This is a genomic window from Chromobacterium haemolyticum DSM 19808 (assembly GCF_000711885.1).
Taxonomy (GTDB): domain Bacteria; phylum Pseudomonadota; class Gammaproteobacteria; order Burkholderiales; family Chromobacteriaceae; genus Chromobacterium; species Chromobacterium haemolyticum.
In genome coordinates, this window is sequence record NZ_KL543995.1 from 231,996 (window position 1) to 256,974 (window position 24,979).

The 24,979-nt window shown below is 66.2% G+C and carries 24 protein-coding genes; 19 read left to right on the plus strand and 5 right to left on the minus strand.

Features of this window, described 5'->3' with window-relative positions:
• Positions 1-65 precede the first annotated feature (65 nt).
• Together BR71_RS20675 and BR71_RS20680 are read left to right on the plus strand one after the other, a co-directional pair.
• Positions 66-749, plus strand: coding sequence for a hypothetical protein (locus BR71_RS20675; RefSeq protein ID WP_043641677.1), 684 nt, complete (start codon positions 66-68; stop codon positions 747-749).
• Positions 750-1,081: 332 nt separating this feature from the next.
• Positions 1,082-1,357, plus strand: a complete 276-nt coding sequence (locus BR71_RS20680; protein WP_043641678.1) for a hypothetical protein — start codon at positions 1,082-1,084, stop codon at positions 1,355-1,357.
• A 4-nt stretch (positions 1,358-1,361) separates the two neighbouring features.
• Here BR71_RS20680 and BR71_RS20685 read toward each other — a convergent pair whose 3' ends face one another.
• Positions 1,362-2,267, minus strand: coding sequence for a LysR substrate-binding domain-containing protein (locus BR71_RS20685; protein WP_052370935.1), 906 nt, complete (start codon positions 2,265-2,267; stop codon positions 1,362-1,364).
• A 120-nt stretch (positions 2,268-2,387) separates the two neighbouring features.
• Between BR71_RS20685 and BR71_RS20690 the strand changes: the two genes are divergently transcribed.
• The gene (locus tag BR71_RS20690) at positions 2,388-3,311 is read left to right on the plus strand and encodes a DMT family transporter (protein WP_043641680.1); all 924 of its coding nucleotides are present in this window, start codon (positions 2,388-2,390) and stop codon (positions 3,309-3,311) included.
• An 18-nt stretch (positions 3,312-3,329) separates the two neighbouring features.
• Here BR71_RS20690 and BR71_RS20695 read toward each other — a convergent pair whose 3' ends face one another.
• Together BR71_RS20695 and BR71_RS24410 are read right to left on the minus strand one after the other, a co-directional pair.
• Complete coding sequence (locus BR71_RS20695) at positions 3,330-3,878, minus strand: disulfide bond formation protein B (protein ID WP_043641683.1); 549 nt, start codon at positions 3,876-3,878, stop codon at positions 3,330-3,332.
• Between the two features lie 10 nt (positions 3,879-3,888).
• Positions 3,889-4,044 (minus strand): DUF5993 family protein, encoded by a 156-nt coding sequence (locus tag BR71_RS24410; RefSeq protein ID WP_019103097.1) that lies wholly within the window; start codon positions 4,042-4,044, stop codon positions 3,889-3,891.
• A gap of 267 nt (positions 4,045-4,311) precedes the next feature.
• On the opposite strand from BR71_RS24410, the gene BR71_RS20700 reads away from it, so the two are divergent.
• From BR71_RS20700 to BR71_RS20765, 14 genes are all read left to right on the plus strand, one after another.
• Complete coding sequence (locus tag BR71_RS20700; protein WP_052370936.1) at positions 4,312-7,656, plus strand: ATP-binding protein; 3,345 nt, start codon at positions 4,312-4,314, stop codon at positions 7,654-7,656.
• 130 nt (positions 7,657-7,786) lie between these two features.
• Positions 7,787-9,052 (plus strand): urea ABC transporter substrate-binding protein, encoded by a 1,266-nt coding sequence (urtA, locus tag BR71_RS20705; protein WP_052370938.1) that lies wholly within the window; start codon positions 7,787-7,789, stop codon positions 9,050-9,052.
• A gap of 18 nt (positions 9,053-9,070) precedes the next feature.
• Positions 9,071-10,651: an urea ABC transporter permease subunit UrtB gene (gene urtB, locus BR71_RS20710; protein WP_043641685.1), complete on the plus strand. Its 1,581-nt coding sequence runs from the start codon at positions 9,071-9,073 to the stop codon at positions 10,649-10,651.
• An 8-nt stretch (positions 10,652-10,659) separates the two neighbouring features.
• Positions 10,660-11,760 carry an urea ABC transporter permease subunit UrtC gene (urtC, locus tag BR71_RS20715; protein ID WP_043641687.1) on the plus strand — a complete coding sequence of 367 codons (1,101 nt, stop codon included), beginning with the start codon at positions 10,660-10,662 and terminating at the stop codon, positions 11,758-11,760.
• 37 nt (positions 11,761-11,797) lie between these two features.
• Positions 11,798-12,631, plus strand: coding sequence for an urea ABC transporter ATP-binding protein UrtD (urtD, locus tag BR71_RS20720; RefSeq protein WP_043641690.1), 834 nt, complete (start codon positions 11,798-11,800; stop codon positions 12,629-12,631).
• A gap of 1 nt (position 12,632) precedes the next feature.
• Complete coding sequence (gene urtE, locus BR71_RS20725) at positions 12,633-13,331, plus strand: urea ABC transporter ATP-binding subunit UrtE (RefSeq protein WP_043592229.1); 699 nt, start codon at positions 12,633-12,635, stop codon at positions 13,329-13,331.
• A gap of 3 nt (positions 13,332-13,334) precedes the next feature.
• Entirely contained in the window at positions 13,335-14,177 is an 843-nt protein-coding gene (locus BR71_RS20730) for an urease accessory protein UreD (RefSeq protein WP_043641691.1), read from the plus strand.
• A 27-nt stretch (positions 14,178-14,204) separates the two neighbouring features.
• Positions 14,205-14,507: an urease subunit gamma gene (gene ureA / locus BR71_RS20735; protein WP_043641694.1), complete on the plus strand. Its 303-nt coding sequence runs from the start codon at positions 14,205-14,207 to the stop codon at positions 14,505-14,507.
• 10 nt (positions 14,508-14,517) lie between these two features.
• Positions 14,518-14,823, plus strand: coding sequence for an urease subunit beta (locus tag BR71_RS20740; protein WP_043641697.1), 306 nt, complete (start codon positions 14,518-14,520; stop codon positions 14,821-14,823).
• Positions 14,820-16,520 (plus strand): urease subunit alpha, encoded by a 1,701-nt coding sequence (ureC, locus tag BR71_RS20745; RefSeq protein WP_043641699.1) that lies wholly within the window; start codon positions 14,820-14,822, stop codon positions 16,518-16,520. The genes BR71_RS20740 and ureC overlap by 4 nt, the downstream gene beginning before the upstream one ends.
• A 9-nt stretch (positions 16,521-16,529) precedes the next feature.
• Positions 16,530-17,024, plus strand: coding sequence for an urease accessory protein UreE (ureE, locus tag BR71_RS20750; RefSeq protein WP_043641702.1), 495 nt, complete (start codon positions 16,530-16,532; stop codon positions 17,022-17,024).
• Positions 17,021-17,701, plus strand: coding sequence for an urease accessory protein UreF (locus BR71_RS20755; RefSeq protein ID WP_043641704.1), 681 nt, complete (start codon positions 17,021-17,023; stop codon positions 17,699-17,701). The genes ureE and BR71_RS20755 overlap by 4 nt, the downstream gene beginning before the upstream one ends.
• A 31-nt stretch (positions 17,702-17,732) precedes the next feature.
• On the plus strand, positions 17,733-18,398 hold the full coding sequence (gene ureG / locus BR71_RS20760) for an urease accessory protein UreG (protein ID WP_043641707.1): 666 nt from the start codon (positions 17,733-17,735) through the stop codon (positions 18,396-18,398).
• Positions 18,382-18,972 (plus strand): HupE/UreJ family protein, encoded by a 591-nt coding sequence (locus BR71_RS20765; RefSeq protein ID WP_052370940.1) that lies wholly within the window; start codon positions 18,382-18,384, stop codon positions 18,970-18,972. The genes ureG and BR71_RS20765 overlap by 17 nt, the downstream gene beginning before the upstream one ends.
• Positions 18,973-19,071: 99 nt before the next feature.
• Here BR71_RS20765 and BR71_RS20770 read toward each other — a convergent pair whose 3' ends face one another.
• The gene (locus tag BR71_RS20770) at positions 19,072-19,593 is read right to left on the minus strand and encodes a P-loop nucleotide/nucleoside kinase family protein (protein WP_052370942.1); all 522 of its coding nucleotides are present in this window, start codon (positions 19,591-19,593) and stop codon (positions 19,072-19,074) included.
• Between the two features lie 222 nt (positions 19,594-19,815).
• Here BR71_RS20770 and BR71_RS20775 point away from each other — a divergent pair, with 222 nt between their 5' ends.
• Entirely contained in the window at positions 19,816-20,505 is a 690-nt protein-coding gene (locus BR71_RS20775) for an SOS response-associated peptidase (protein ID WP_052370944.1), read from the plus strand.
• A gap of 68 nt (positions 20,506-20,573) precedes the next feature.
• On the opposite strand, the gene fumC is transcribed toward BR71_RS20775, so the two are convergent.
• Entirely contained in the window at positions 20,574-21,953 is a 1,380-nt protein-coding gene (gene fumC / locus BR71_RS20780) for a class II fumarate hydratase (protein WP_043641709.1), read from the minus strand.
• Between the two features lie 327 nt (positions 21,954-22,280).
• On the opposite strand from fumC, the gene acnA reads away from it, so the two are divergent.
• Positions 22,281-24,953, plus strand: coding sequence for an aconitate hydratase AcnA (gene acnA / locus BR71_RS20785; protein WP_043641710.1), 2,673 nt, complete (start codon positions 22,281-22,283; stop codon positions 24,951-24,953).
• Positions 24,954-24,979: the final 26 nt, after the last annotated feature.

Below are 24,979 nucleotides of genomic sequence, written 5' to 3' on the forward strand. Positions count from 1 at the left end.
CAAAAATGAAAATGTAATTTCTATGTTAGCATCGTCGGCTTTCTAAAAAGCTCAGTTCAAATCCAATGAAAAAACTCTTGCCCTTCTTGTTGCTCAGCCTGCAAGCCCATGCCGACGATGAGGCGCTGCGCCAGATTTTCAATTGCGACGGCAGTTTCTTTCGCTACATAGCCCAACCGGGCAAGGCTATTCCCGGCCTGCCGGTGACGGTGGAAAACGGCCGTGCCGCATTGCGGATGCAGCCTATTCGCGATCAAGCTCGGGAGATGGAGGAAGACGTCAGCGGCGCGTCCGAAGGTTTGACCTCGCTGTTACGCCACTCCGCAATCGAGGAGCCGGTAGCGCTGACCCCGCAATGGGCCTTGCGTAATTACGTGGAAGAGCACTACCACTTCACCAATAGCCCGACAGACGTCAACGGTGTGTCGGAAGCCTATAACTGGGGCTTTCGCTTGCTGGGTCAGCGGGATATGACGCTCAAGCAGTTCGTGGCTCAGCGGCCGGATCTGAAGTTCACCTGCTCCAAGGAAAAGGGTGGCGTTTGTACGTTGTTCCGCCAATGGGACAAGGGCGCGTGGAAAACCATCAAGCCTTCGCAGCAGTACGCGGATGTGCCGCGTTTGTTGCTGATCGCTTCAAAGTCTGATCCCAAGCATTTCTCGCTGGAATGCTCCTTGCTGGTGGAGGGCGAACGCCTGCCGTCGCAGTTGATCAAGGATTTGCAGCCGGATTGGGCCTTGAATTTTTAAAGTCTCGCTCTTGCCTGCGAGACTTTGAACAGCCTCTGAGTGTTGGCTCGCGATGTGCGTAGTCAGAGGCTGGCGAGATTCCCGTTTCAGCCCCTTTTTGGGGCTTTTTTCATGGGCAGCGCGGTTTGACCTGCAATGCCGATAGCCTACCCACAGTCTGTTTGGTGATATGAAAATGATAAATGGGAATTTAGTTTTAAATATGAATTACGTAGTAATAACTAAATCCTTGCCCAGGCGCGGATGCCCTAGCTATACCGGCATTGGGCGGGGCGGGCAAAGCTGGCTCCGTGTTGTTTCCAGTGTTGGATAACTCATTACGGGAGCATGACATGTCTGAACAATTGCTGGGTGGTTGGTCCGGTTTCCGGCCGGTGGATGAAAAGGACCGCAAGGTTTTCCATCAGGCCACGGAAGGTTTGCTGGGCGTGAAATACGTGCCGTTGGCGGTGTCCACGCAGGTGGTGGCCGGGGAAAACTATATTTTCCTGGCTAGCGCGGAGGTGGTGTATCCCGGCGCGCAGCCGCATCTGGTGGCGGTGTACATCTATCAGCCGCTGGGCGGCAAGCCGCCGCATGTGACTCGCATCGAGAACGTGCGTCTGTAAGCCTTCAGTCAAGACGCTGTTGCGCAACAAGCCCGCCGCCCGGCGGGCTTTTGTTTTGGGCGGCCGCGGCTTGTTCCAGCAGCCATTGTTTGAAGAAGCCCATTTCCGGGTCGCGCAGGAGGTCCGGGCGGTGTATCAGGTAATAAGCGAGATCGCTTCGTAGCGGCGGCGCGGGGAGTTCGCGCAGCCGGCCGGCGGCCAGTTCGGCTTGCAGCAAGGAGCGCCGCGCCAGCGCGTAGCCGCGGCCGGCCAGCGCGGCTTCGATGGCGGCGTTGGAGTCCACGCAGACCACGCCTTGGTCGCAGTCCAGTTCCAGGCCGGCGGCGCGGCTCCATAGCCGCCAATCGCCGCGGTGTTCGTCGTGCAGCAGCTGTTCCCCGCTGAGGGCGTCCAGCCGCGCCGGCAGCGTGGGAGCGCATACCGGCGTCAGTTCGTCGTCCAGCAGCTTGCAGGCGTTGAGGCCGGGGTAGTCGCCCAGGCCGTGGCGCACGGCGAAGTGGATGTTTTCCGAAGCGAGGTCGACCACGCGGTTGCCGGTGCTGACGTGGACGTCGATATGCGGGTGCTCGCGCATGAAGCCCTGTAGCCGGGGCAGCAGCCATTGCGCGCCAAACGATGGGGTGCAACTGAGCAGGATCACCCGGCGCGCGCCGGTCAGCCGCGCGGTGGCGTGGTCTATCAGGTCCAGCGCTTGGCGGCAGGCGTCCAGGTAGTCGCGGCCGGCGGCGTTGAGCGCCAGGCCGCGGGCGCGGCGTTCAAACAAGGGCTGGCCGAGGAAGCTTTCAAGTTTGCGCAGTTGCTGGGAGACGGCGCCGGGCGTGACGTGCAGTTCTTCGGCGGCCTGCTTGACGCTGAGCCGTCTTGCGGCGGCTTCAAAGAAGCGGAGGGAGTCCAGCGGCGGTTTGGGCATATCCGTTTAGATTTTCTAAATCATCAAGCAGGAAAAATCGTTTGTTCGCCGCATCTTTGCGGTTGATGATTTCAGTATCTGGTTTAGCAAAGTTAAATACAAGGCGAAGGGAGAGGCATCATGGGGATGGCGAGCTTGAGTCGTTTGCTGCTGTTGGCGGCTTTGTGGGGTGGCAGTTTTTTGTTCATGCGCATCGCCGCGCCTACGCTGGGTGCGTTGCCCACGGCGTTTGGCCGGGTGGCGCTGGGGGCGGTGGGCCTGTTGGGGTTGATCGCCTTGCTGCGGGTGCGTTTGTCCTTCAAGGGCAAGCTGGCCGCCACCATGATGCTGGGGGTGATCAATTCCGGCCTGCCTTTTCTGCTGTTCGCGCTGGCGGCCCGGGTGTTGCCGGCCGGTTATAGCGCGATCTTGAACGCCAGCACGCCGCTGATGGGGGTGTTGATCGGCGCGGCGGCGTTTGGAGAACGTATTACCGCCAACAAGCTGGCCGGTGTATTGATTGGTTTGGCGGGCGTGGCGGTGTTGACACGGACGGGGCCGGCCGCGGGGCCGGAAGCGCTGTGGGGCGTGGCGGTTTGTCTGACGGCCACCGCCTGCTATGGGCTGGCGGGGTTTCTGACCCGGCGCTGGATAGCGGACCGGGGCGGCCTGGATAGCCGCGTGGTGGCTTTGGGCAGCCAGCTGGGCGCGGTGGTGTTGCTGTTGCCGTTCATGGCGTGGCAGGCAAGCGCGCAGCCCTTGAGGTGGCCGGCGGCGGGAGCGGAAGTGTGGCTGGCGATGCTGGCCCTGGGCCTGCTGTGTACTTCGCTGGCCTATATCTTGTACTTCCGCTTGATAGCCGACGTCGGCCCGCTGAAGGCGTTGACGGTGACGTTCTTGATTCCGCCCTTCGGCATTTTCTGGAGTTGGCTGGCGCTGGGCGAGACGGCGACGCTATCCCAGGCCCTGGGCGGCGGTTTGATCGCGCTGGCGCTGTGGCTGGTGCTGCGGCCGGAAGCGCCGGCGGCGCGCGCCGCCGCGCCGGACGAGGATTGGTCGATCTAGCGGCGGCGCGGGGCGGGTTTAGTTAAGCAGCAGATAGTTGATCGGGCTTTCTCCGCAGGCCGCCAGGCCGCATTCGAGGAACACGGACAGGGCGTTGCCCAAGAGCAGCAACATGGTCAGGGCCACGCCGGCTCTGGCCAGCCGGCTCAGTTGCGCCGGGGGCTGGCGGTCGAAGCTGTGTTCTCGCTGGCACAGCATCAGCAACAGCCCGCTGCCGATGAAGACGGCGAAGAAGGCGATGGCGGCCCAGGTGTAGAAGTGCAGGCCCAGGACGGGCGGGCCGAAGCCGGCGTCGCCGGGGGCGATGTGCAACAGCACTTGGCGGCCGGCCACGGCGAAGCCGGCGGCGGCGGCCAGCAGCATCATGCCGTAATGGCCGGGCTTGTCGCCCAGCAGCACGTTGGCGGCCAGCGCCACCGCTATCGCGCACAAGGCCACGCGTTGCAGCAGGCAGAGCGGGCAGGGCAGTTCATGCTGGGCGAACTGGAAGTAGAAGGCGACGAGCAGCATCAGGTTGATCAGCAGCAGGCCCAGCTGGTTTAGTTTGCCGGTGAGGTTTTGCGTCATGTCGGGCTCCTCACAGGGAAATGGGCAATGTGCTGGTGGCGTGGAACTTGAACCAGTACAGCGTGAGCGCGAAGGCCAGGCCCCAGCAGGCGTAGGCCCATTGGCGCTTGCGCAGAATCAGGGCCAGCAGGGAGGCGGCTAGCAGTAGAAACAACAGGGTATCCATCGGGAAGTCCTTAATGTGGCGGGTCGGCGGGGCCGGCCTGGGTGGTGGTTGCCAATGAATATTAGCGCTTGCTTAATGTTGTGTGAATAGCTTGTTTACGGGCGGTGCAGCGAAATTCTTTACGCAATCAGTACATTTACGATTCGTATCGTATAAAACGGGCGCGGCCGCGCGCGATGCCGCGCCGCCGAGCTTTACGGCCCGCGGCGGCCATTGGCAAGCTTTTTGCATTGAAGCTGTTGTTAGCATACGCTCAAGGCCGCCGCCATGTCCGCCTCCGATCCCGCGCCGCTTTACGCGGTGAAAGTCCGTCGCGATTACAACAGCTGGGTAGCGCGCGAGTCGCTGGAGGATTTTGCGCTGCGTTATACCCCGCACAGCTTCCGGCGCTGGTCGCCGTGGCGAGTGGCGCACACCGCGCTGGGCGGTGCCGCCGCCTTTCTGGTGTTGGAGGCGGTGGGCGCGGCGATGCTGACGGCGGGAGGCTTCGTCAACGCGGCCTGGGCCATTCTGGCGGTGGGGCTGGTGATTTTGCTGGTTGGCCTGCCGATCAGCGTCTACGCCGCCCGCTATGGCGTGGACATGGATTTGCTGACCCGCGGCGCCGGTTTCGGTTATCTGGGCTCCACCGTCACCTCCTTGTTGTACGCCGCCTTCACCTTTATTTTCTTCGCGCTGGAAGCCGCCATCATGGCGTATGCGCTGGAGTTGGGGTTTGGCCTGCCGCCGGCCTGGGGCTATCTGCTGTGCACAGTGGCGGTGCTGCCGCTGGTGGCTCACGGGGTCACCGCCATCAGCCGGCTGCAAGCCTGGACCCAGCCGCTGTGGCTGGGCCTGCTGCTGTTGCCTTACGGCTTCGTGCTGGCGCGCCAGCCGGAGGCGCTGAGCGGCTTCTGGCACTATGCCGGGGCGGAAGGCGGGGCGGGCGGTTTCGATCTGCGCCGTTTTGGTGCGGCCTTCGGCATCGGCATCGCCTTGATCGCCCAGATGGGGGAGCAGGCGGACTATCTGCGCTTCATGCCGCCGCCCGCCGCCGGCCGCCGCCGCTGGTGGTTGGCCTGTCTGGCCGGCGGCCCGGGATGGGTGTTGCCGGGCATGCTGAAGATGCTGGGCGGCGCGCTGCTGGCCTGGCTGGCCTTGGATCACGGCCAGACGGACGGGCCGGCGCCGGATCCGGCTCGCCTGTATTGGTTCGGCTATGTCCAGGGATGGGGCGACGGCCGGCTGGCGCTGGCGGCGACGGTGCTGTTTGTGCTGCTGTCGCAGCTGAAGATCAATGTCACGAATGCCTACGCCGGTTCGCTGGCCTGGTCCAATTTTTTTGCGCGGCTGACCCACAGCCATCCGGGACGGGTGGTGTGGGTGGTTTTTAATCTCTTGATCGCGCTGTTGCTGATGGAGCTGGAGGTTTTCCAGGCGCTGGCGCATGTGCTGGCGCTGTTCGCCAATCTGGCGATCGCCTGGATGGTCACCGTGGCGGCGGATTTGGCCATCAACAAGCCGCTGGGGCTGAGCCCGCCGGGCATAGAGTTCCGCCGGGGCTATCTCTACGACGTCAATCCGGTGGGGCTGGGTTCGCTGGTCTTGGCCTCGGCGGTTTCGGTGTCGGCGCATCTGGGGGCGTTGGGCGAGCAGATGCAGCCGCTGGCGCCCTTCCTGTCTTTGCTGACCGCTTTGCTGGCCACGCCGGCGCTGGCCTGGCTCAGCGGCGGCCGTTATTACCTGGCGCGCCGGCCGGCGTTGCCGCCGGCCCCGCCGCAGCGCTGCGTATTGTGCCGCCGCCAGTACGAGCCGCCGGACATGGTGAGCTGCCCGGCGTATCGCGGTTGGATCTGTTCCTTGTGCTGCACGCTGGACGCGCGTTGTGACGACCGCTGCAAGCCCAAGGCGCGGCTGGACGAGCAATGGCGCGCATGGCTGAGCCGGCTGTTGCCGAGCGCTTGCCGGCCGTATCTGCAACGAGGCCTGGCCGATTATCTGCTGCTGATGACGCTGTTGCTGGCGGGCTTGGGCCTGTTGTTGGGCGGCTTGTTTTGCCTGGCGCGGAGCCGACCGGGCTTGGACGCGCTGGCGGCGCGGCTGCCGCAATTGGGCGCGGGCCTGCTGTTGGGCGGCAGCGTGCTGGCGTGGTGGCTGGTTTTGCTGCGCCAGAGCCGGCAGGTGGCGAGGCAGGAGTCCAAGCGGCAGACCCAGCGTTTGTTGCGGGAGATCGCGTCCCACCGCCGCACCGACGCGCTATTGCAAAAGGCGCGCCGGGCCGCGGAACAGGCCAACCAGGCCAAGAGCCGTTATGTGAGCACGCTCAGCCATGAGCTGCGCACGCCGCTGAACAGCATGTTGGGCTATGCGCAGATCCTGGACGGGGACCCTGAGATTCCGCCGTCGAAGCGGCCGGCGTTGGCGGTGATCCGCCGCAGCGGCGATCACCTGCTGTCGGTGATCGAGGGCACGCTGGATCTGGCGCGGATCGAGAGCGGCCGGCTCAATCTGGAGCCGCGGCCGCTGGATTTCGCTGAGTTCATCCGCCAATTGACGGCGATGTTCCAGTTGCAGGCGCGGGAGAAGGGGCTGGGCTTCCGCTTCCTTCCGCAAGGGGAATGGCCGGCCATGGTGCGCGCCGACGAACGCCGGCTGCGACAGGTCCTGATCAATTTGCTGGGCAACGCGGTCAAGTTCACCGCGCATGGCGAGGTTAGCCTGGGCTTGCGTTATCAGGGCGAGGTGGCGTGTTTCGAGATTGCCGACACCGGCCCCGGCATCGCGCCGGAGGAGGCCGAGCGCGTGTTCGAGCCGTTTGAGCGCGGCGGCGGGGCCGCCGGCCAGGGCGGCAGCGGGCTGGGCCTGACCATTGCGGGGATGTTGACCTCGCTGATGGGGGGCGAACTGAGGCTGGACAGCCGGCCGAGCGGGGGCTGCGTGTTTACGCTGCGCTTGTTCCTGCCGCGATTGGGCGCCGCGCCGGCGCCGCCCTTGTCGGCGCGCGTCGGCTATCAGGGCCGGCGGCGGCGGGTGCTGCTGGTGGACAACCATGCGCAGGATCGGGAGATGCTGGCCAGCGCCTTGCTGCCTTTGGGTTTCGAGGTGGAGCAGGCCGCCAGCGGCCAGGCTTGCCTGGACTGGCTGGAGCAGGCGGGGGCGCTGCCGGACCTGGTGTGCATGGATCTGGCGATGCCGGGCCTGGACGGCTGGGAAACCTTGAGGCGTATCCGCCGTCGGCACGGCGATGCGCCGGCGTTGGCGGTGATTTCCGCCAATGCCTTCGAGCAGGGGCAGGACAACGACGCGGGCATCCGCGCCGAGGATTTCTTCGTCAAGCCCATCCGGGTAGAGCGCCTGCTGGACTGGATAGGCCAGCGCTTGGAGCTGGAGTGGCTGAACGGCGCGGAGCCGGCGCTGCGCTGGCCGCCGGAGGAGGCGCTGGGGCTGACTCCGCGTCAGGCCGAGGTGCTGCATTGGCTGAGCCTGGGCAAGACCAACCGCGACATCGGCGACATCCTCGGCATGAGTCCGCGCACCGTCAACAAGCATCTGGAGCATGTGTTCGCCCGACTGGGGGTGGAAACCCGCACCTCGGCCGCGGCGCTGGCTTTGCGCAGCGCCGGAGGCGGGTGAGAGGGCATACGTCATGTAACGTATTTCGGCCGGGCGGGCCGGGGCTTAGTCTGATCCTGCAGTGCAACAATTTCCAGCCGGGCCGGCCAGACGGCCTCCCGGCGTTTCAGGATCGCCCCAGGAGCTTCCCATGTTCATTCGCCCTCATGTCTTGCCTACCCTTGCGCTGAGCCTGGCGCTGGGCGGCCTCGGCGCCGCGCCGGCCCTTGCCGCCGGCACCATCAAGGTGGGGGTGCTGCACTCCCTGTCCGGCACCATGGCCATTTCCGAAACCTCGCTCAAGAATATGGCGCTGTTCGCCATCGACCAGATCAACGCCGATGGCGGGGTGCTGGGCAAAAAGCTGGAGCCGGTGGTGGTGGACCCGGCTTCCAACTGGCCGTTGTTTGCGGAGAAGGCGCGCCAATTGCTGAGCCGAGACAAGGTGGCGGTGACCTTCGGCTGTTGGACTTCGGTGTCGCGCAAATCGGTGTTGCCGGTGTTCGAGGAGTTGAACGGTTTGCTGTTCTACCCGGTGCAGTACGAGGGCGAGGAGATGTCGCCCAATGTGTTCTACACCGGCGCGGCGCCCAATCAGCAGGCGATCCCGGCGGTGGAGTACCTGATGAGCAAGGAAGGCGGCGGCGCGCGGCGCTTCTTCCTGCTGGGCACCGATTATGTCTACCCGCGCACCACCAACAAGATTCTGCGCGCCTTCCTCAAAACCAAGGGGGTCAAGGACGCGGACATCCAAGAGGCCTACACCCCGTTTGGCCATAACGACTACCAGACCATCGTCGCCAATATCAAGAAGTTCGCCGCCGGCGGCAAGACCGCGGTGGTGTCCACCATCAATGGCGACTCCAATGTGCCGTTCTACAAAGAGCTGGGCAATCAGGGCCTGAAAGCGGCCGAGGTGCCGGTGATGGCGTTCTCGGTGGGCGAGGAGGAGCTCAAGGGCATGGACGCCAAGCCCTTGGCCGGCCATCTGGCGGCCTGGAATTACTTCATGAGCGTTAAGAACCCGGTCAATGCCAAATGGACGGCGGACTACCGCGCCTGGGCGCGCAAGAAGGGCATTGCCGGGGCGGACAAGCTGGTGACCAACGATCCGATGGAGGCGACCTACGTCGGCATCCGGCTATGGGCGCAAGCGGCGCGCAAGGCCGGCAGCACCGATGTGGCCGCGGTGAGCAAGGCCCTGGCCGGGGTGCGCCTGGACGCGCCGTCGGGCTATCCGCTGGAGATGGACGCCCGCAACCACCATTTGCGCAAGCCGGTGATGATTGGCGAGATTCAGCCCAACGGACAGTTCTCGGTGGTGTGGAAAAGCCGGAGCGTGGTGCGCGCACAGCCGTGGAGTCCGTACCTCCCTGGCAACGACAAACGGCCGGATGCCCCGGTGAAGAGCAAGTGAGCCGAGAAGGAGTCCGCGATGCCCTGGTGTAAAGCCTTGTCTTGGGCGCTGGCGCTGTGGTGCGCGGCGGCCGGCGCCGGCCCCTTGGCCGACCTGGCCGGCGCCGATCCGGCCGAGCGCGCCGGCTTGATTGAAAGCTGGGCGCCGCGCCCGGACGCGGAGCGCCGCGCGGCGGTGGCCGCGTTGGAGGAGGGCCGGCTGTTGCAGTCCGCCGATGGCCGGCGCGTGTTGTGGCTGCGGCCGGACGGCGCGCTCGGCGATGCGGTGTCCGGCCAGCCGGCGGCGGGCGACGCCGCCAGTCTGGAGCCGCTGCCGCTGAACAACCGGCTGCGCGGCGCTTTGGCGGTGTTTCACGCGGTCGACGAACTGGCCGCTGCGGATGCTGTCCGGCGGCTGGCCGCGGTCCGTGTGCTGGCGGACAGCGCTAACCCGGCCTTGCTGCCCTTGCTGCGGAACCGGCTGGCGCGGGAGGGTGACGCCGAGTTGCGGCGCGCGTTGGAGCAAGCGTGCGCCCGCTTGTCGCTGGCCAGCCCGGACCCGGCGCAGCGGAGAGCCGCCGCCGCGGCGCTGGCGGACAGCGGCGATCCGGCCGCCTTGGCCTTGCTGGCGCCCTTGACCGACGCCGCCAACGAAAGCGACGCCGGGGTGCGCGACGCCGCGACGAGTGCGCAAGCGGCCATCCGCGCCAGCGTGCAGGTGGACAATTTACTGGGAGCGGCCTTCGCCGGCCTCAGCCTGGGCTCGGTGCTGCTGCTGGCGGCGTTGGGCTTGGCCATCACTTATGGCTTGCTGGGCGTGATCAATATGGCGCACGGCGAGATGCTGATGCTGGGGGCCTATGTCTCTTATGCGGCGCAAAGCCTGTTTCAAAGCCGCTGGCCGGCCGCCGCCGACGCCTATCTGGCGCTGGCGTTGCCGGCGGCCTTCCTGTTCACCGCCGGCGTGGGCATGGCGCTGGAACGGCTGGTGATCCGCCATCTCTACGGCCGGCCGCTGGAAACGCTGCTGGCCACCTGGGGCATCAGCCTGGCGCTGATGCAGTTGGTGCGAACGCTGTTCGGCGCGCAGAACGTGGCGGTGGCCAATCCCGGCTGGTTGACCGGCGGCTGGGTCTTGAGCCCGGCGCTGACGCTGCCCTACAACCGCATCGCCGTCATTTTGTTCTCCGCGCTGACGCTGGGCCTGGTCTGGCTGGCGCTGAACCGCAGCCGGCTGGGTCTGTTTGTGCGCGCGGTGACCCAGAACCGGAGCATGGCGGACAGCCTGGGCGTGGCGACCGGGCGGGTGGACATGCTGGCCTTCGGCCTGGGCAGCGGCATCGCCGGCCTGGGCGGGGTGGCGCTGAGCCAGATAGGCAATGTCGGCCCGGACTTGGGCCAGGGCTATATCGTCGACAGTTTCATGGTGGTGGTGCTGGGCGGCGTGGGCCAGTTGGCCGGCGCGGCGTGGGGCGCGCTGGGCCTGGGCGTGGCCAACAAGCTGCTGGAACCGGCGCTGGGCGCGGTGCTGGGCAAGATTCTGATCCTGGCCGGCATCATTCTGTTCATCCAAAAACGTCCGCAAGGCCTGTTCGCCCTCAAGGGCCGGGCCGTGGATTAGGAGCCGCCATGCATCTTCCTTACTCTTTGAGGCTCTTGTCTGGCCTGAGCCGCAGGCGCTGGGGCGCGGCGGCGTTGGCCCTGGCCTGGCTCGGCTTGCTGGCGCTGCCCCTGCTGCATGTGTTCGCGCCGGCGGACAGCGGCTGGCGGGTGTCGGCTTATGTTCTGACCCTGGCTGGCAAGATTCTGTGCTACGCGGTGCTGGCGCTGGCTTTGGACCTGGTCTGGGGCTATGCCGGCTTGCTCAGCCTGGGCCACGGCTTGTTCTTCGCGCTGGGCGGCTACGGCATGGGCATGTATCTGATGCGGCAGATCGGCAACGATGGCGTCTACCAGAGCGCGCTGCCGGATTTCATGGTGTCGCTGGACTGGCGGGCGCTGCCGTGGTTCTGGCAGGGCAGCGAGCACCTGGCCTGGGCCTTGTGCCTGGAGGTGGGCGCGCCCGGGCTGTTGGCGCTGGGCTTTGGCTGGCTGGCTTTCCGTTCCCGCATTCGCGGTGTGTATTTTTCCATCATCACCCAGGCGCTGACCTACGCGGCGATGCTGCTGTTCTTCCGCAACGAGACCGGTTTTGGCGGCAATAACGGCTTTACCGGTTTCAAGCGCATCCTGGGCTTCGGCATTGCCGAGCCGGCCACCCGCGCCTGGCTGTTCATCCTCAGCGCGCTACTGCTGTCGCTGTCTTTGCTGGGGGCGTTCTGGCTGATGCGCGGCAAGTTCGGCCGCATTCTCACGGCGGTGCGCGACGCCGAATCGCGGCTGATGTTCTGCGGTTATCGGCCGCAGGATTACAAGCTGGCGATATGGGTGTTGTCCGCCATGCTGTGCGGGCTGGCCGGCGCCTTGTACGTGCCGCAGGCCGGCATCATCAATCCGGGCGAGATGTCGCCGGGCAATTCGATAGAGGCTGCCGTCTGGGTGGCGGTGGGCGGCCGCGGCACCTTGATTGGCCCGGTGCTGGGCGCGGTGCTGGTCAATGCGGCCAAGAGCTGGTTTACCGTGGCCTTGCCGGAGTACTGGCTGTTCTTTCTGGGCGGCTTGTTCATCGCCGGCACCCTGTTGCTGCCGCGCGGCTTGATGGGTTTGCTGGCGCGAGGCCGCGGCGCGTGAAGCCGCCGCGCAGTTATTTATTTTCCGGATATGCGACATGAATGCAACAAGCGAAAATACCGCTCCGCGTGGGCAGTGGGAGGGCGAGGCGGTGGGCTTGTCCCGTCCATTGACGTCGGGACTGGACATCCGGCACGGACAGATATTATATCTTGACGATGTCATAGTTGATTTCGACGGCTACCGCGCTTTGAACCGCTTGACGCTGTCGATCGCCGTCGGCGAATTGCGGGTGGTGATCGGCCCCAACGGCGCCGGCAAGACCACGATGATGGATGTGATCACCGGCAAGACCCGGCCCGACGCCGGCAGCGTGTTCTTCGGCCAGACCATAGACCTGCGCCGGCACGACGAGGCCGAAATCGCCCAACTGGGGATAGGGCGCAAATTCCAGAAGCCCACGGTATTCGAGGCGATGACGGTGGCGGACAACCTGGAGCTGGCGCTGGCCGGGGACCGATCGGTGCGTGCCAGCCTGCGCGCGCGGCTGGGCGCGGCTCCGCGCCGCCGCATCGACGAACTGCTGGAACGGGTGCGGCTGCAAGATCAGCGCGGCCGGCTGGCCGGCCTGCTGTCGCACGGCCAAAAGCAATGGCTGGAGATTGGCATGCTGCTTGCTCAGCAACCCAAGCTGCTCTTGCTGGACGAGCCGGTGGCCGGCATGAGCGACGCCGAAACCGAGCAGACCGCGGAGCTGCTGCTGAGCCTGAAGGGCGAGCACTCCCTGATGGTGGTGGAGCACGATATGGATTTCGTCGCCAGCCTGGGCTGCAAGGTGACGGTGCTGGCCGAAGGCGCGGTGCTGGCGGAGGGAACGCTGAGGCAGGTGCAGGCGGACGAGCGGGTGATCGAAGTGTATCTGGGGCGCTGACATGCTGGAAATCGACGGACTGGAACAGTATTACGGCGGCAGCCGCATCCTGCGCGGTATCAGCCTGCGCGCCGAGACTGGGCAGATCACCTGTCTGCTGGGGCGCAACGGCGCGGGCAAGAGCACGCTGCTCAAATGCCTGAGCGGGCAATTGCCGATACGCGGCGGGCGCATGCTCTGGCGCGGCGAGGACATTGCCGCGCTGGCCCCGCATCAGCGCGCGGCGCGCGGCATCGCCTATGTGCCGCAGGGGCGCGAAATCTTTCCGAGGCTGACGGTGGAGGAAAACCTGCGCTTGGGGCTGGCTCGCTTCTCCGGCGCGGCGGGCCGGCGCTTGCCGGACAGCGTGTTCGAGATGTTTCCGGTGCTTGACGAGATGCGCGGCCGCCGGGGCGGCGACCTGTCCGGCGGCCAGCAGCAGCAATTGGCGATTGGCCGCGCGCTGGTAGGGCGGCCGTCGCTGCTGATGCTGGACGAGCCGACCGAGGGCATTCAGCCCTCCATCATCAAGCAGATCGGCGCGGCGATCCGCCAACTGGCGGCTGGACGCGAGATGGCCATTTTGCTGGTGGAGCAGTATTACGACTTTGCCGAAGCGCTGGCGGACCGCTATCTGGTGATGGCGCGCGGCGAAGTGGTGCGCAGCGGCCTGGGCGGGGATATGCAGGCGGACGGCGTGCGCGGACTGTTGGCGATCTGAGCGATGCGCCGCGACTCCGCCGCCATCGGCCTGCCGCCGCCCTGGGCCGCCGAACTGGAACTGGCTTACCAGCGCCGCGACGGGCGCACCATTCCGGTGCGGCGCCGGCATTGCGGCCCTTTGAGGGTGCAACGCCACTTCATCGACGCCGCCGGCCAGTGCCAGCACATCATCGTGCACCCGCCGGGGGGCATGGCGGGCGGCGACAGCCTGAATCTGGCGGTGAGTTTGGAGGAGGGCGCGGACGCGCTGCTGACCAGCCCCGGCGCCGCCAAGTGGTACGACGGATTCGGCCGCCCGGCCAGCCAGCGGCTGGAGCTGAGCTTGGCTCCCGGCGCGCGGCTGGAATGGCTGCCGCTGGAAACCATTCTGTTCGCCGGCGCGGAGGTGAGCTTGCAAGGCCGCGTCCGGCTGCAGGGCGACGCCGCGCTGCTGTACGGCGATGTGCTCTGCCTGGGGCGTCCGGCCTGCGGCGAGCGTTTCGACCGCGGCCGCTGGCGGCAAAGCCTGGACATTGAACGCGACGGCCGGCTGATTTGGTGCGAGCGCGCCGCCTTGGCCGGCGGGGACCGCATGCTGGACGCGGCGGCGGGGATGGGCGGCCAGACCGTGGCCGGCCTGCTGCTGTGGGCCGGGCCGGCGCTGCCGGCGGCCTTGCACCAGGCGATCTTGGAACTGCCGCTGACGGGCCGCGCCGCCGCCAGCCAGCTGCCGGATGTCTGGCTGGCGCGCTTCATCGGGGACAGCGCCGAAGCCGCCCATCATTGGCTGCGGCGGGCCCGGCGTTTGCTTTACCCGTTCACCCATGGCCGCGCGGCGCAGGAGCCGCGCATCTGGGCGACTTGACCCTTCAATGAGAAATGGTATTTCACGATGGAATTGACGCCCAGAGAAAAAGACAAGCTGCTGATCTTCACCGCCGGCCTGCTGGCGGAGCGCCGCCGCGCGCGGGGCCTGAAGCTGAACTATCCGGAGGCGATGGCTTACATCAGCGCCGCCATCATGGAGGGTGCGCGCGACGGCAGGAGCGTGGCGGAGCTGATGCATTACGGCGCCACGCTGCTGGGCCGCGAGGAGGTGATGGACGGCGTGGCCGAGATGATCGCCGATATTCAGGTGGAAGCCACTTTCCCGGACGGCACCAAGCTGGTCACCGTCCATCAGCCCATTGTATGAGGACGCCGCGATGATTCCGGGACAGATCCAGGCCGCCGAAGGCGAGATCGAACTCAACGCCGGCCGCCGCACCGTGACGCTGACGGTGGCCAATACCGGCGACCGGCCTATCCAGGTGGGCTCGCACTATCACTTTGCCGAAACCAACGACGCCTTGCAGTTCGACCGCGCCGCCGCCCGCGGCTGCCGGCTGAACATCGCGGCCGGCACCGCGGTGCGCTTTGAACCGGGACAGACCCGCAGCGTGGAACTGGTGGAGCTGGCCGGCCTGAGGCGGGTGTTCGGCTTTCAGGGCCGGGTAATGGGGGGCTTATGAAAATCAGCAGGCAGGCGTATGCCGAGATGTTCGGCCCCACCGTCGGGGACCGGGTGCGCTTGGCCGACACCGAATTGTGGGTGGAGGTGGAGCGCGACTACACCGTGTACGGCGAGGAAGTGAAGTTTGGCGGCGGCAAGGTGATCCGCGACGGCATGGGCCAAGGGCAGGGGCTGGCGGCGGAGGTGGCCGACACCGTGTTGACCAATGCGCTCATCCTGGATCACTGGGGCATCGTCAAGGCCGACATCGGTCTCAAGGACGGCCGCATCGCCGCCATAGGCAAGGCCGGCAACCCGGATATTCAGCCCGGCGTCGACATCGTCATCGGCGCCGCTACTGAAATCATCGCCGCCGAAGGCATGATCGTCACCGCCGGCGGCATCGACAGCCACATTCATTTCATCTGCCCGCAGCAGATCGAAGAAGCCTTGATGTCCGGCGTCACCACCATGATAGGCGGCGGCACCGGGCCGGCCACCGGCAGCAACGCCACCACCTGCACGCCGGGGCCATGGCATCTGGCGCGGATGCTGGAAGCGGCGGAGGCCTTTCCGATGAACCTGGGCTTCACCGGCAAGGGCAACGCCAGCCTGCCGGAGCCGCTGCGGGAGCAAGTGCGCGCCGGCGCCATCGGCCTCAAGCTGCACGAAGACTGGGGGAGTACCCCGGCGGCGATAGACAACTGCCTGACGGTGGCGGACGAGATGGACGTGCAAGTGGCGATCCATACCGACACCCTGAACGAATCCGGTTTCGTCGAAGCCACGCTGGCCGCGTTCAAGGGCCGCGCCATCCACACCTATCACACCGAGGGCGCCGGCGGCGGCCACGCGCCGGACATCATAAAAGCCTGCGGCTACGCCAATGTGCTGCCCAGCTCCACCAACCCCACCCGGCCGTTCACGGTCAACACCATAGACGAACACCTGGACATGTTGATGGTGTGTCATCACCTGGACCCGGGCATCGCGGAGGACGTGGCCTTCGCCGAAAGCCGCATCCGGCGCGAGACCATCGCCGCAGAGGACATCCTGCACGACCTGGGCGCCTTCGCGATGATGTCCTCGGACAGCCAGGCGATGGGGCGGGTGGGGGAAACCATACTGCGCTGCTGGCAGACCGCGGACAAGATGCTGCGCCAGCGCGGCCCCTTGCCGGGCGACGGCCCCGGCCACAGCAACTTCCGGGTCAAGCGCTATCTGGCCAAGTACACCATCAACCCGGCGTTGACCCACGGCATCGCCCATGAGGTGGGCAGCGTCGAGCCCGGCAAGCTGGCGGATTTGGTGCTGTGGCGGCCTGCCTTCTTCGCGGTCAAGCCCAGCCTGATCCTCAAGGGCGGCGTGATCGCCGCCGCCGCGATGGGAGACCCCAACGCCAGCATTCCAACGCCGCAGCCGGTGCACTACCGACCGATGTTCGGCAGCTGCGGCGCGGCGGTGGCGCGCGGCAGCGTCACCTTTGTATCGCAGGCGGCGCTGCAGGCCGGCATCGGCGCGGAACTGGGCCTGCGCAAGCGCTTGGTGGCGGTGCGCGGCTGCCGCCATCTGCGCAAGACGGACCTGATCCACAACGATTATCTGCCGCATATCGAGGTGGACCCGCAAAACTATCAGGTGCGCGCCGATGGCCAGCTGCTGTGGTGCGAACCGGCCGAGCGCCTGCCGCTGGCGCAGCGCTATTTCTTGTTTTGAGAGGATGCCATGTTGCTGCTGACACGCCGCGCCGACGATGCGAGCGCCTGGGACGATGAGCTGCTGATGAGTTGCGAACTGCGCGGCAAGCGCCGGCTACGCACCCGCAGCGCCGCCGGAGAAGACTGCGGGCTGTTTCTGGAGCCGGGGCCGCCGCTGGCCGACGGCGAAGTGCTGCAGGCAGAGGATGGCCGCCGGGTGCGGGTAGTGGCTGCGGCGGAAGCCTTGCTGCATGTCAGTTGCGCCGACGCCATGGCCTTGACCCGCGCGGCTTACCACCTGGGCAACCGCCATGTGCATCTGCAAGTGGGCGACGGCTGGCTGCGGTTGCTGGACGACGAGGTGCTGGCGCGGATGCTGGAGCAGATGGGCGCGCAGGTGCGAAAAATCGACGCGCCGTTTCAGCCGGAGGCCGGCGCTTACGGCGGCGGCCATCACCACTCCCACGGCAAAGAGGCGGCCTTCCAATATCCGCCGCGGCTGCATCAGTACGGCGCGGCATGAGCGCGCTGTCGCGGCTGCAACTGCTGCGGCTGGCCAGTCCGGGCCTGCCTATCGGCGCGTATAGCTACTCGCAAGGGCTGGAGAGCGCGCTGGAGCTGGGCCTGGTGCATGACGCCGCCAGCGCCGCCGCCTGGCTGGGCGATGTGTTGCAAGGACCGCTGGCCCGTTTTGAAGCCGCGCTGCTGGCTCAGGCCTGGCGCGCGCTGGCCGCCGACGATCAACCGGCGCTGGCGCGGATCAATCAGCAATTGCTGGCCAGCCGAGACAGCCGCGAATTGAGGCAGGAAACCGTGCAGATGGGGTATTCGCTGCGCCGCTTGCTGCAAGCGCTGCCGGAGTGCGCCGCTTTGCCGTGGCCGGCCGGCCTGGAGCAGCCGGAGTTGGCGCTGCCGGCGGTATGGGCGCAGGCGGCGCGCGCGCTGGGCGCGGACGAGGCCGGCGCGGTGGATGCTTATCTATGGAGCTGGCTGGAAAACCAAGTCACGGTTCTGCTCAAGGCGATGCCGATGGGACAGACGGCCGGCCAGCAATTGTTGTCGGCGCTGTTGCCGGCCGTGGCCGCGGCCGGCGCGGAGGCGAGACGGATGCCGGCGGAACAACTGAGCAATTTCGCCCCTGGCCTCGCCTGGGCGGCGATGAAGCATGAAACCCAGTACAGCAGGCTGTTCCGGTCTTGAGCCGGCGGCCGCGATCTCAAGGAGAATAGCGATGAACACAACAGGACTCGCCAAGGGCCGCGGACCGTTGCGGGTGGGCATAGGCGGGCCGGTGGGCTCCGGCAAGACCCACCTGACCTGGGCGCTGTGCGCGGCGCTGCGCGATAAATACAATGTCGCCGCCGTGACCAACGACATCTACACCCAAGAAGACGCGCAATTCCTGGTCCAGCATCAAGCGCTGGAGGCGGATCGCATCATCGGCGTGGAAACCGGCGGCTGCCCGCACACCGCCATCCGTGAGGACGCGTCGATCAACTTGGAGGCGGTGGCGCGGCTGAACGCCCGCCATCCCGGCCTGGATATCATCTTCATCGAAAGCGGCGGCGACAACCTGGCCGCCACTTTCAGCCCGGAGTTGTCCGATCTGACGCTGTACGTGATCGATGTGTCCGCCGGCGACAAGATTCCGCGCAAGGGGGGGCCGGGCATCTGCAAGTCGGACCTGCTGGTGATCAACAAGATCGATCTGGCGCCGTTGGTGGGGGCCTCGCTGGACGTGATGGCGATCGACGCCGGCCGCATGCGCGGCGAGCGGCCCTTCGTTTTTTCCAATCTCAAGCTTGGTCAGGGTCTGGCCGACATCATCGCCTTTGTCGAAACCCAGGGCATGCTGCAACTCAACGTCTCAGGAGCCGAAAATGACTCTCTTGCGTAAACCTCCGTCGGCCGCGCTGGCCATATTGCTGGTCAGCGGGCTGGCCCAGGCTCACCCCGGTCACGCCGTCGCCGGTTTCTCCAGCGGCCTGGCGCATCCGCTTGGCGGGCTGGACCACCTCTTGGCCATGCTGGCGGTGGGCTTGTGGTCGTGGCGGCTGGGCGGCGCGGCCCGATGGCAAGGACCGCTGACCTTCATGGCTTTGCTGGCGATTGGCGGCGTCCTGGGCTGGTTGGGCGTGAGCGCGGCGGCGCTGGAAAGCGGCATCGCCGCCAGCGTGATCGCGCTGGGCTTGCCGCTGGCCTTCGCCTTGCAGCCGCGACGGGGGCTGGCCTTGACGGCGATTGCCGGTTTCGCCTTGCTGCATGGCATCGCCCATGGTCAGGAGATGCCGCACGACGCCTCCGGCTTGGCTTACGCCGCCGGTTTCGTGCTGGCTTCCGGCCTGTTGCACGCGGCCGGCTTGTTGTTGGGGCGAGCGGAAGCGCGCTTTGCGCTGGGCGAACGGCTGGGCCGCGTTGTCGGCGGCGGCATCGCCCTGTGCGGAGCGCTGATGCTGGGCGGCTGGGTCTAGCGGCGCGGCAAGGCAGGGCGCCGGCGGGTAAGCGGCCATCTTGCCAATGAAAAAACGCCGGCAAGCCGGCGTTTTCCGCTGAGACGGCCAGGGGCCGGTTCAGGCCTCCGCGTTGTGGTGGGCGACTACGTTGAAGCCTTCCTGCGGGCTGGGCGGCACGAAGTAGCGGGTGATGTGGTCGAACTCCGCCTCGCTGACGCTGAACGGGTGGGCGCCCTTGGCGTTGCGCTGACGCAGCCGCGCCTTGCAGGCTTCGTCGCTGACGTCCAGCAGGTGCAGCTGGTGCGCCGCGCCGCTGGCGTCGATCAGCTCGCGCATCCAGCGGCGGCTGTCCAGTGTATTGGCCGGCATGTCCAGCACCACGGACAGGCCTTGGCGCAGCAGGGAGGCGATGTGGGCGGTCAGCGCCTGTTTGAGCGACTGCGAGCGGCGCACGTAGTCGGTCATGGTACGGATCTCGCCGGGATAAAGCTGGGCCAGCCATTCGTCCTCGCTGATCAGTACGGTGCGAGCTTGTTTGGCCAGGTTGCGGGTCAAGGTGGACTTGCCCGCGGCGATCTTGCCGCAAACCAGATGCAGCGTCGCCGCGGCCGTGTCTTTGGATTGTTCATTGCTAGGCATGGCAGTCTCCTGGTGGTGGCTCATATGAAAAAACCCGCCGGGAGGGCGGGTTGCCGGGCTTCGTCTGGCCGCGCGCTAACCCGCCCCGAAACGGGCGTCGATCCAATCTTGGCTGGCATAGGGGACGAAACGGCGCATAGTGGGCTTATGGTCGCCGCTTGAGGCTTGCTTGTCAAACCGAGGCGGCGGGCCGGCCGCCGCAATATCCGGTAAACTGCGGCGATGTGCGTCAACTATCTATGTCCCCATCCCGATCAACTGCCGCTGTTCGGCGTGGAGCCTGGCGGGCTGGTCTGGCAGGAAGAGGCCTGGCAGGACTACGCCGCTCCCTTCATCGTGGCCGGCCGCCAGGGCCTGGAGCTGCGGCTGGGCAATTACGGGCTGGTGCCCAAGCGCCATCAACCGGATGGCCTGCGGTTGTCCACCACCAACGCGCGCTCGGAAACCGTGGCCGAGCTGAAAAACTTCCGCTACCCGTGGCGGGCCGGTCAGCGTTGCCTGGTGCCGATGCGGGCCTTCTTCGAACCTTCGTATGAAACCGGCCGCGCGGTGCGTTGGCGAATCGGCTTGGCCGACGATGCTCCGTTCGCGGTGGCTGGGTTGTGGCGGGCGTGGTCGGAGCCGGACGGCTCAATCAGCCACGCCTTCACTCAGTTGACGGTAAACGCCGAGGCGCACGCGCTGATGCGCCGCACGCATAAGCCTGAGGACGAAAAGCGTTCGCTGGTGATTGTGCGGCCGGAGGATTACCTGGCCTGGCTGACGGCGCGCCGCCCGGACGACGCGCATCGCTTGCTGCGGCTGTTTCCGGCGGAGGAGATGCGCGCCGAGGACGCGCCGCTGGCGCCGCGCCAGGGCGGGTCCAAGCCGGCGCCTCAGCCGCTGCCGCGTACATTGGGTTTATTCGACTGAGCGCCGGCGGTCTGTTCATGCTCTTCCTCTTCGCCCCGCGAACCACGAGGAAGAGCGTGAACCGGTTTTTAGATCATCGCCTTCGGATCCACCCACTGGTCAAACTGCTCCGCCGTCACATAGCCCAGCTCCAGCGCCGCCTGCTTGAGGGTGCCGCCGTTGGCGTGGGCCAGCTTGGCGATGGCGGCGGCCTTGTCGTAGCCGATGTGCGGATTGAGCGCGGTGACCAGCATGAGCGATTGCTCCAGCAATTGCTCGATGCGAGGACGGTTTGCCTGCATGCCGCGCACGCAATGATGGTTGAGGCTGTCCATGCCGTCTGCGAGCAGGCGCACGCTCTGCTGGAAGTTGTGCGCGATCAGCGGCTTGAACACGTTCAACTCGAAGTTTCCGGAAGCGGCGCCGATGGACAGCGCCACGTCGTTGCCCAGCACTTGGCAGCACAGCATGGTCATCGCCTCGCACTGGGTGGGGTTGACCTTGCCCGGCATGATGGAGCTGCCCGGTTCGTTTTCCGGAATCAGCAGTTCGCCCAGGCCGCTGCGCGGGCCGGATGCCAGCCAGCGGATGTCGTTGGCGATCTTGATCAAGGCGGTGGCCAGTTGTTTGAGCGCGCCGTGCGAGTGCACCTGCGCGTCGTGCCCGGCCAGCGCGGCGAATTTATTGCCGGCGCTGACAAAGGGCAGGCCGCAAGCGCGGTTGAGTTCGGCCGCCACGCGCGGGCCGAACTCCGGGTGGGTGTTGAGGCCGGTGCCCACGGCGGTACCTCCCACGGCCAGTTGGTAGAGGCCGGGCAACGCGGCGCGGACGGCGTGTTCCGCTTGCTCCAGCTGATCCACCCAGCCTGACAGCTCCTGGCCCAAAGTCAGCGGAGTGGCGTCCTGCAAATGGGTGCGGCCGATCTTGACGATGTCGGCGAAGGCGGCCGCTTTGTCCACCAGCGCGGCGCGCAGCCGGCTCAGCGCCGGCAGCAGCCGGTCATGCACCGCGCGCGCGGCGGCCACGTGCATGGCGGTGGGATAAATGTCGTTGGAGGATTGGCCGCGGTTGACGTCGTCGTTGGGGTGGACGAGCCGACCGGGGCCGCGCTCGCCGCCCAGCAGTTCCGAGGCGCGGTTGGCCAGTACCTCGTTCATGTTCATATTGGTTTGAGTGCCGGAGCCGGTTTGCCATACCGACAAGGGGAAAGCGTCCGGGTGTTTGCCGGCCAGCACTTCGTCGGCGGCGGCGACGACGGCGTCGGCCTTGTTCGCCGGCAGCTTGCCCAGCTCGCGGTTGGTCAGCGCGGCAGCGCGCTTGACTTGGGCCAGCGCCAGGATCAGTTCTTGCGGCATGGTTTCGTTGGAGATGGCGAAGTGGCCGAGCGAGCGCTGGGTTTGCGCGCCCCACAGCGCATTGGCCGGAACTTCAATGTCGCCGAAGGAATCGTGTTCTATTCTGTGTGTCATGGCATGCCTTTCGCACGGGAATGAGGTTTCGATTGTATGCCAAATGCAAGGCAAGGGCTGAACCATTGACCTGTTTTAGGGTCTGAATACAAGGCGGAGCACCTCGGACTGGCCGCTTTTCGAGGTGCTCCCATCGTTTTGGCCTTTGAGAGCGTGTTGACGATCTCGCGAGAAAAAGCGAGACAAGACGAAAACAGCGGAGAAAGTGGCACGTACATGGGGTACATGAGCGTTTCGACACTGTACTCACCGTGTCGAGTCTGACGAATCGCAGCAGATCGTAAACAGGTTCTTGGCTTGCATCTTGGCTTTCAACAGGAGTCCACCATGTCGCTTCGTTCCGAATCCACTTTGCGTTCCTTTACCCTGGCCTCGGGCCAGTCCTGTCAATTTCATTCGCTGCCGGCCCTGGCGGAGCTGGGTATCGGCGATGTCAGCCGGCTGCCGGTGTCGCTGCGCATCGTGCTGGAGTCCTTGCTGCGCCATCTGGACGGCCAGCGCGTCGGCGAGGAACATGTGCGCCAGTTGGCGGGCTGGCGGCCGCAGGCGCCGCGCAGCGAGGAGATCCCCTTTGTGGTGGCGCGCATCGTGCTGCAGGATTTCACCGGAGTGCCGCTGCTGTGCGATCTGGCGGCGATGCGCTCGGTGGCCGAGCGCTTCGGCAAGCCGCCCAAGCGCATCGAGCCGCTGGTGCCGGTGGATCTGGTGGTGGACCACTCGGTGCAAGTCGACCACTTCCGCGAGAACAACGCTTTGGACCTTAACATGAAACTGGAATTCCGCCGCAACGCGGAGCGCTACCGTTTCATCAAATGGGGAATGCAGGCCTTCGACACCTTCAAGGTGGTGCCGCCGGGCATCGGCATCGTGCATCAGGTGAACCTGGAATATCTGGCGCGCGGGGTATTGAGCAAGGACGGCGTGTATTACCCGGACAGCCTGGTGGGCACGGATTCGCACACCACCATGATCAACGGCCTGGGTGTGGTGGGCTGGGGCGTGGGCGGCATCGAGGCGGAAGCCGGCATGCTGGGCCAGCCGGTGTATTTCCTGACGCCGGACGTGGTGGGCGTGCATTTGAAGGGCAGGCTGCGCGAGGGCGTGACCGCCACCGACTTGGTGCTGACCGTCACCGAGCTGCTGCGCAAGGCGCAGGTGGTGGGCAAGTTCGTGGAGTTCTACGGCGCAGGCGCGGCCTCGCTGACCTTGCAGGACCGGGCTACGCTGGCGAATATGGCGCCGGAGTACGGCGCCACCATGGGTTTCTTCCCGCCGGACGAGCAGACCGCCGCCTATCTGACCGCCACCGGACGCAACGAAGCGGAGGTGGACGCGTTCCGCCGCTATTTCCAGGCGCAGCAGATGTTCGGCATGCCGCAAGAGGGCGAGATCGATTACAGCAGCGTGTTGGAACTGGACCTGGCCACGGTGGTGCCCAGCGTGGCCGGGCCGCGCCGTCCGCAGGACCGCATCGCCTTGCCGCAGCTGAAGCCGCGTTTCACCGAGCTCTTGCATCAGCCGGCCAAGGCCGGCGGCTACGGCAAGAACGAGGCAGGCGGTTTCAGCGGCAAGCTGCGCCACGGCTCGGTGCTGATCGCGGCGATCACCTCCTGCACCAACACCTCCAACCCGGGGGTGATGCTGGCCGCCGGCTTGCTGGCGCAAAAGGCGGTGGCGCGAGGGCTTAGCGTGGCCAGCCATATCAAAACCTCGCTGGCTCCCGGCTCGCGGGTGGTGACGGACTACCTGGGCAAGGCGCATTTGCTGGCGCCGCTGGAGCAACTGGGTTTCCGCGTGGCCGCCTACGGCTGCACCACTTGCATCGGCAACGCCGGCCCGCTGGATCCGGAATTGGAGAACGAGGTCAGCGGTCAGGATTTGATCTGCGCTTCGGTCTTGTCCGGCAACCGCAACTTCGAGGCGCGCATCCATCCGGCAATCAAAGCCAACTTCCTGATGAGTCCGCCGCTGGTGGTGGCCTTCGCCATCGCCGGCCGGGTGGATATCGATCTGGAACATGAGCCGCTGGGCGTTGGCGTGGATGGCAAGCCGGTGTACCTGCGCGATATCTGGCCCAGCCAACAGGAAGTGGGAGAGGCTTTGCTGCAAGCTACGGACGCGGCCACTTACCGCCGGCTGTACCAGGATTTCGCCAGCGGCAACCCCTTGTGGAACGACATTGCCGCCAGCGTGGGCGAGGTCTACGGTTGGGAGCCGTCCAGCTATATCGCGGAGCCGCCGTTCTTCCAGAATTTCGCGATGCAGCCCACGGCGCAGCCGCCCATCCGCGGCGCGCGCGCCTTGGCGATCTTCGGCGATTCGGTGACCACAGACCACATCAGCCCGGCCGGCTCGATCAAGCCCAGCTCGCCGGCCGGTCTGTATCTGCAGGCGCAGGGCATCACGCCCGGCGATTTCAACAGTTACGGCTCGCGCCGAGGCCATCACGAGGTGATGATGCGCGGCACATTCGCCAACGTGCGCATCCGCAACCTGATGCTGGCACCGGATGCGGACGGCAAGCCGGTGGAAGGCGGCCTGACCCTGTTGCAGCCGGACGGCGAGCAGATGTCGATTTACGACGCGGCGATGACCTATGTGCGCGCCGGCACGCCGACGCTGATCTTCGCCGGCGAGGAGTACGGCACCGGCTCCAGCCGCGACTGGGCCGCCAAGGGCACGCGGCTACTGGGCGTGCGCGCGGTGGTGGCCAAGAGCTTCGAGCGCATCCACCGCTCCAACCTGGTGGGCATGGGGGTGTTGCCGCTGCAGTTCCTGGACGGCGACAGCGCCGCCGGCCTCAAGGGCGATGAAACCTTCGAGCTGCGCGGGCTGGAGGACGGCATTGAGCCGCGGCAGCGGGTGCGCCTGCTGATCCGCGACGCCGCCGGAGGCGAACGTGAACTGCCCTTGCTGCTGCGCATCGACACGCCGGTGGAAGTGGATTACTACCAACACGGCGGCATCCTGCCTTATGTATTGAGGCAGTTGCTGGCCTGAGCGCCGTATTTTGAACGGCGCTTAAT

Bases quoted from the DNA above. Each gene is read 5' to 3' on its own strand.
- BR71_RS20675 (WP_043641677.1), top strand. From the start codon at position 66: ATGAAAAAACTCTTGCCCTTCTTGTTGCTCAGCCTGCAAGCCCATGCC.
- BR71_RS20690 (WP_043641680.1), top strand. From the start codon at position 2,388: ATGGGGATGGCGAGCTTGAGTCGTTTGCTGCTGTTGGCGGCTTTGTGG.
- BR71_RS20765 (WP_052370940.1), top strand. From the start codon at position 18,382: ATGACTCTCTTGCGTAAACCTCCGTCGGCCGCGCTGGCCATATTGCTG.
- fumC (WP_043641709.1), bottom strand. From the start codon at position 21,953: ATGACACACAGAATAGAACACGATTCCTTCGGCGACATTGAAGTTCCG.
- urtA (WP_052370938.1), top strand. From the start codon at position 7,787: ATGTTCATTCGCCCTCATGTCTTGCCTACCCTTGCGCTGAGCCTGGCG.
- ureE (WP_043641702.1), top strand. From the start codon at position 16,530: ATGTTGCTGCTGACACGCCGCGCCGACGATGCGAGCGCCTGGGACGAT.
- ureA (WP_043641694.1), top strand. From the start codon at position 14,205: ATGGAATTGACGCCCAGAGAAAAAGACAAGCTGCTGATCTTCACCGCC.
- ureC (WP_043641699.1), top strand. From the start codon at position 14,820: ATGAAAATCAGCAGGCAGGCGTATGCCGAGATGTTCGGCCCCACCGTC.
- BR71_RS20740 (WP_043641697.1), top strand. From the start codon at position 14,518: ATGATTCCGGGACAGATCCAGGCCGCCGAAGGCGAGATCGAACTCAAC.
- urtE (WP_043592229.1), top strand. From the start codon at position 12,633: ATGCTGGAAATCGACGGACTGGAACAGTATTACGGCGGCAGCCGCATC.
- BR71_RS20770 (WP_052370942.1), bottom strand. From the start codon at position 19,593: ATGCCTAGCAATGAACAATCCAAAGACACGGCCGCGGCGACGCTGCAT.
- urtB (WP_043641685.1), top strand. From the start codon at position 9,071: ATGCCCTGGTGTAAAGCCTTGTCTTGGGCGCTGGCGCTGTGGTGCGCG.
- BR71_RS24410 (WP_019103097.1), bottom strand. From the start codon at position 4,044: ATGGATACCCTGTTGTTTCTACTGCTAGCCGCCTCCCTGCTGGCCCTG.
- acnA (WP_043641710.1), top strand. From the start codon at position 22,281: ATGTCGCTTCGTTCCGAATCCACTTTGCGTTCCTTTACCCTGGCCTCG.
- BR71_RS20775 (WP_052370944.1), top strand. From the start codon at position 19,816: ATGTGCGTCAACTATCTATGTCCCCATCCCGATCAACTGCCGCTGTTC.
- urtD (WP_043641690.1), top strand. From the start codon at position 11,798: ATGAATGCAACAAGCGAAAATACCGCTCCGCGTGGGCAGTGGGAGGGC.
- ureG (WP_043641707.1), top strand. From the start codon at position 17,733: ATGAACACAACAGGACTCGCCAAGGGCCGCGGACCGTTGCGGGTGGGC.
- BR71_RS20730 (WP_043641691.1), top strand. From the start codon at position 13,335: ATGCGCCGCGACTCCGCCGCCATCGGCCTGCCGCCGCCCTGGGCCGCC.
- BR71_RS20755 (WP_043641704.1), top strand. From the start codon at position 17,021: ATGAGCGCGCTGTCGCGGCTGCAACTGCTGCGGCTGGCCAGTCCGGGC.
- BR71_RS20695 (WP_043641683.1), bottom strand. From the start codon at position 3,878: ATGACGCAAAACCTCACCGGCAAACTAAACCAGCTGGGCCTGCTGCTG.
- BR71_RS20680 (WP_043641678.1), top strand. From the start codon at position 1,082: ATGTCTGAACAATTGCTGGGTGGTTGGTCCGGTTTCCGGCCGGTGGAT.
- BR71_RS20700 (WP_052370936.1), top strand. From the start codon at position 4,312: ATGTCCGCCTCCGATCCCGCGCCGCTTTACGCGGTGAAAGTCCGTCGC.
- BR71_RS20685 (WP_052370935.1), bottom strand. From the start codon at position 2,267: ATGCCCAAACCGCCGCTGGACTCCCTCCGCTTCTTTGAAGCCGCCGCA.
- urtC (WP_043641687.1), top strand. From the start codon at position 10,660: ATGCATCTTCCTTACTCTTTGAGGCTCTTGTCTGGCCTGAGCCGCAGG.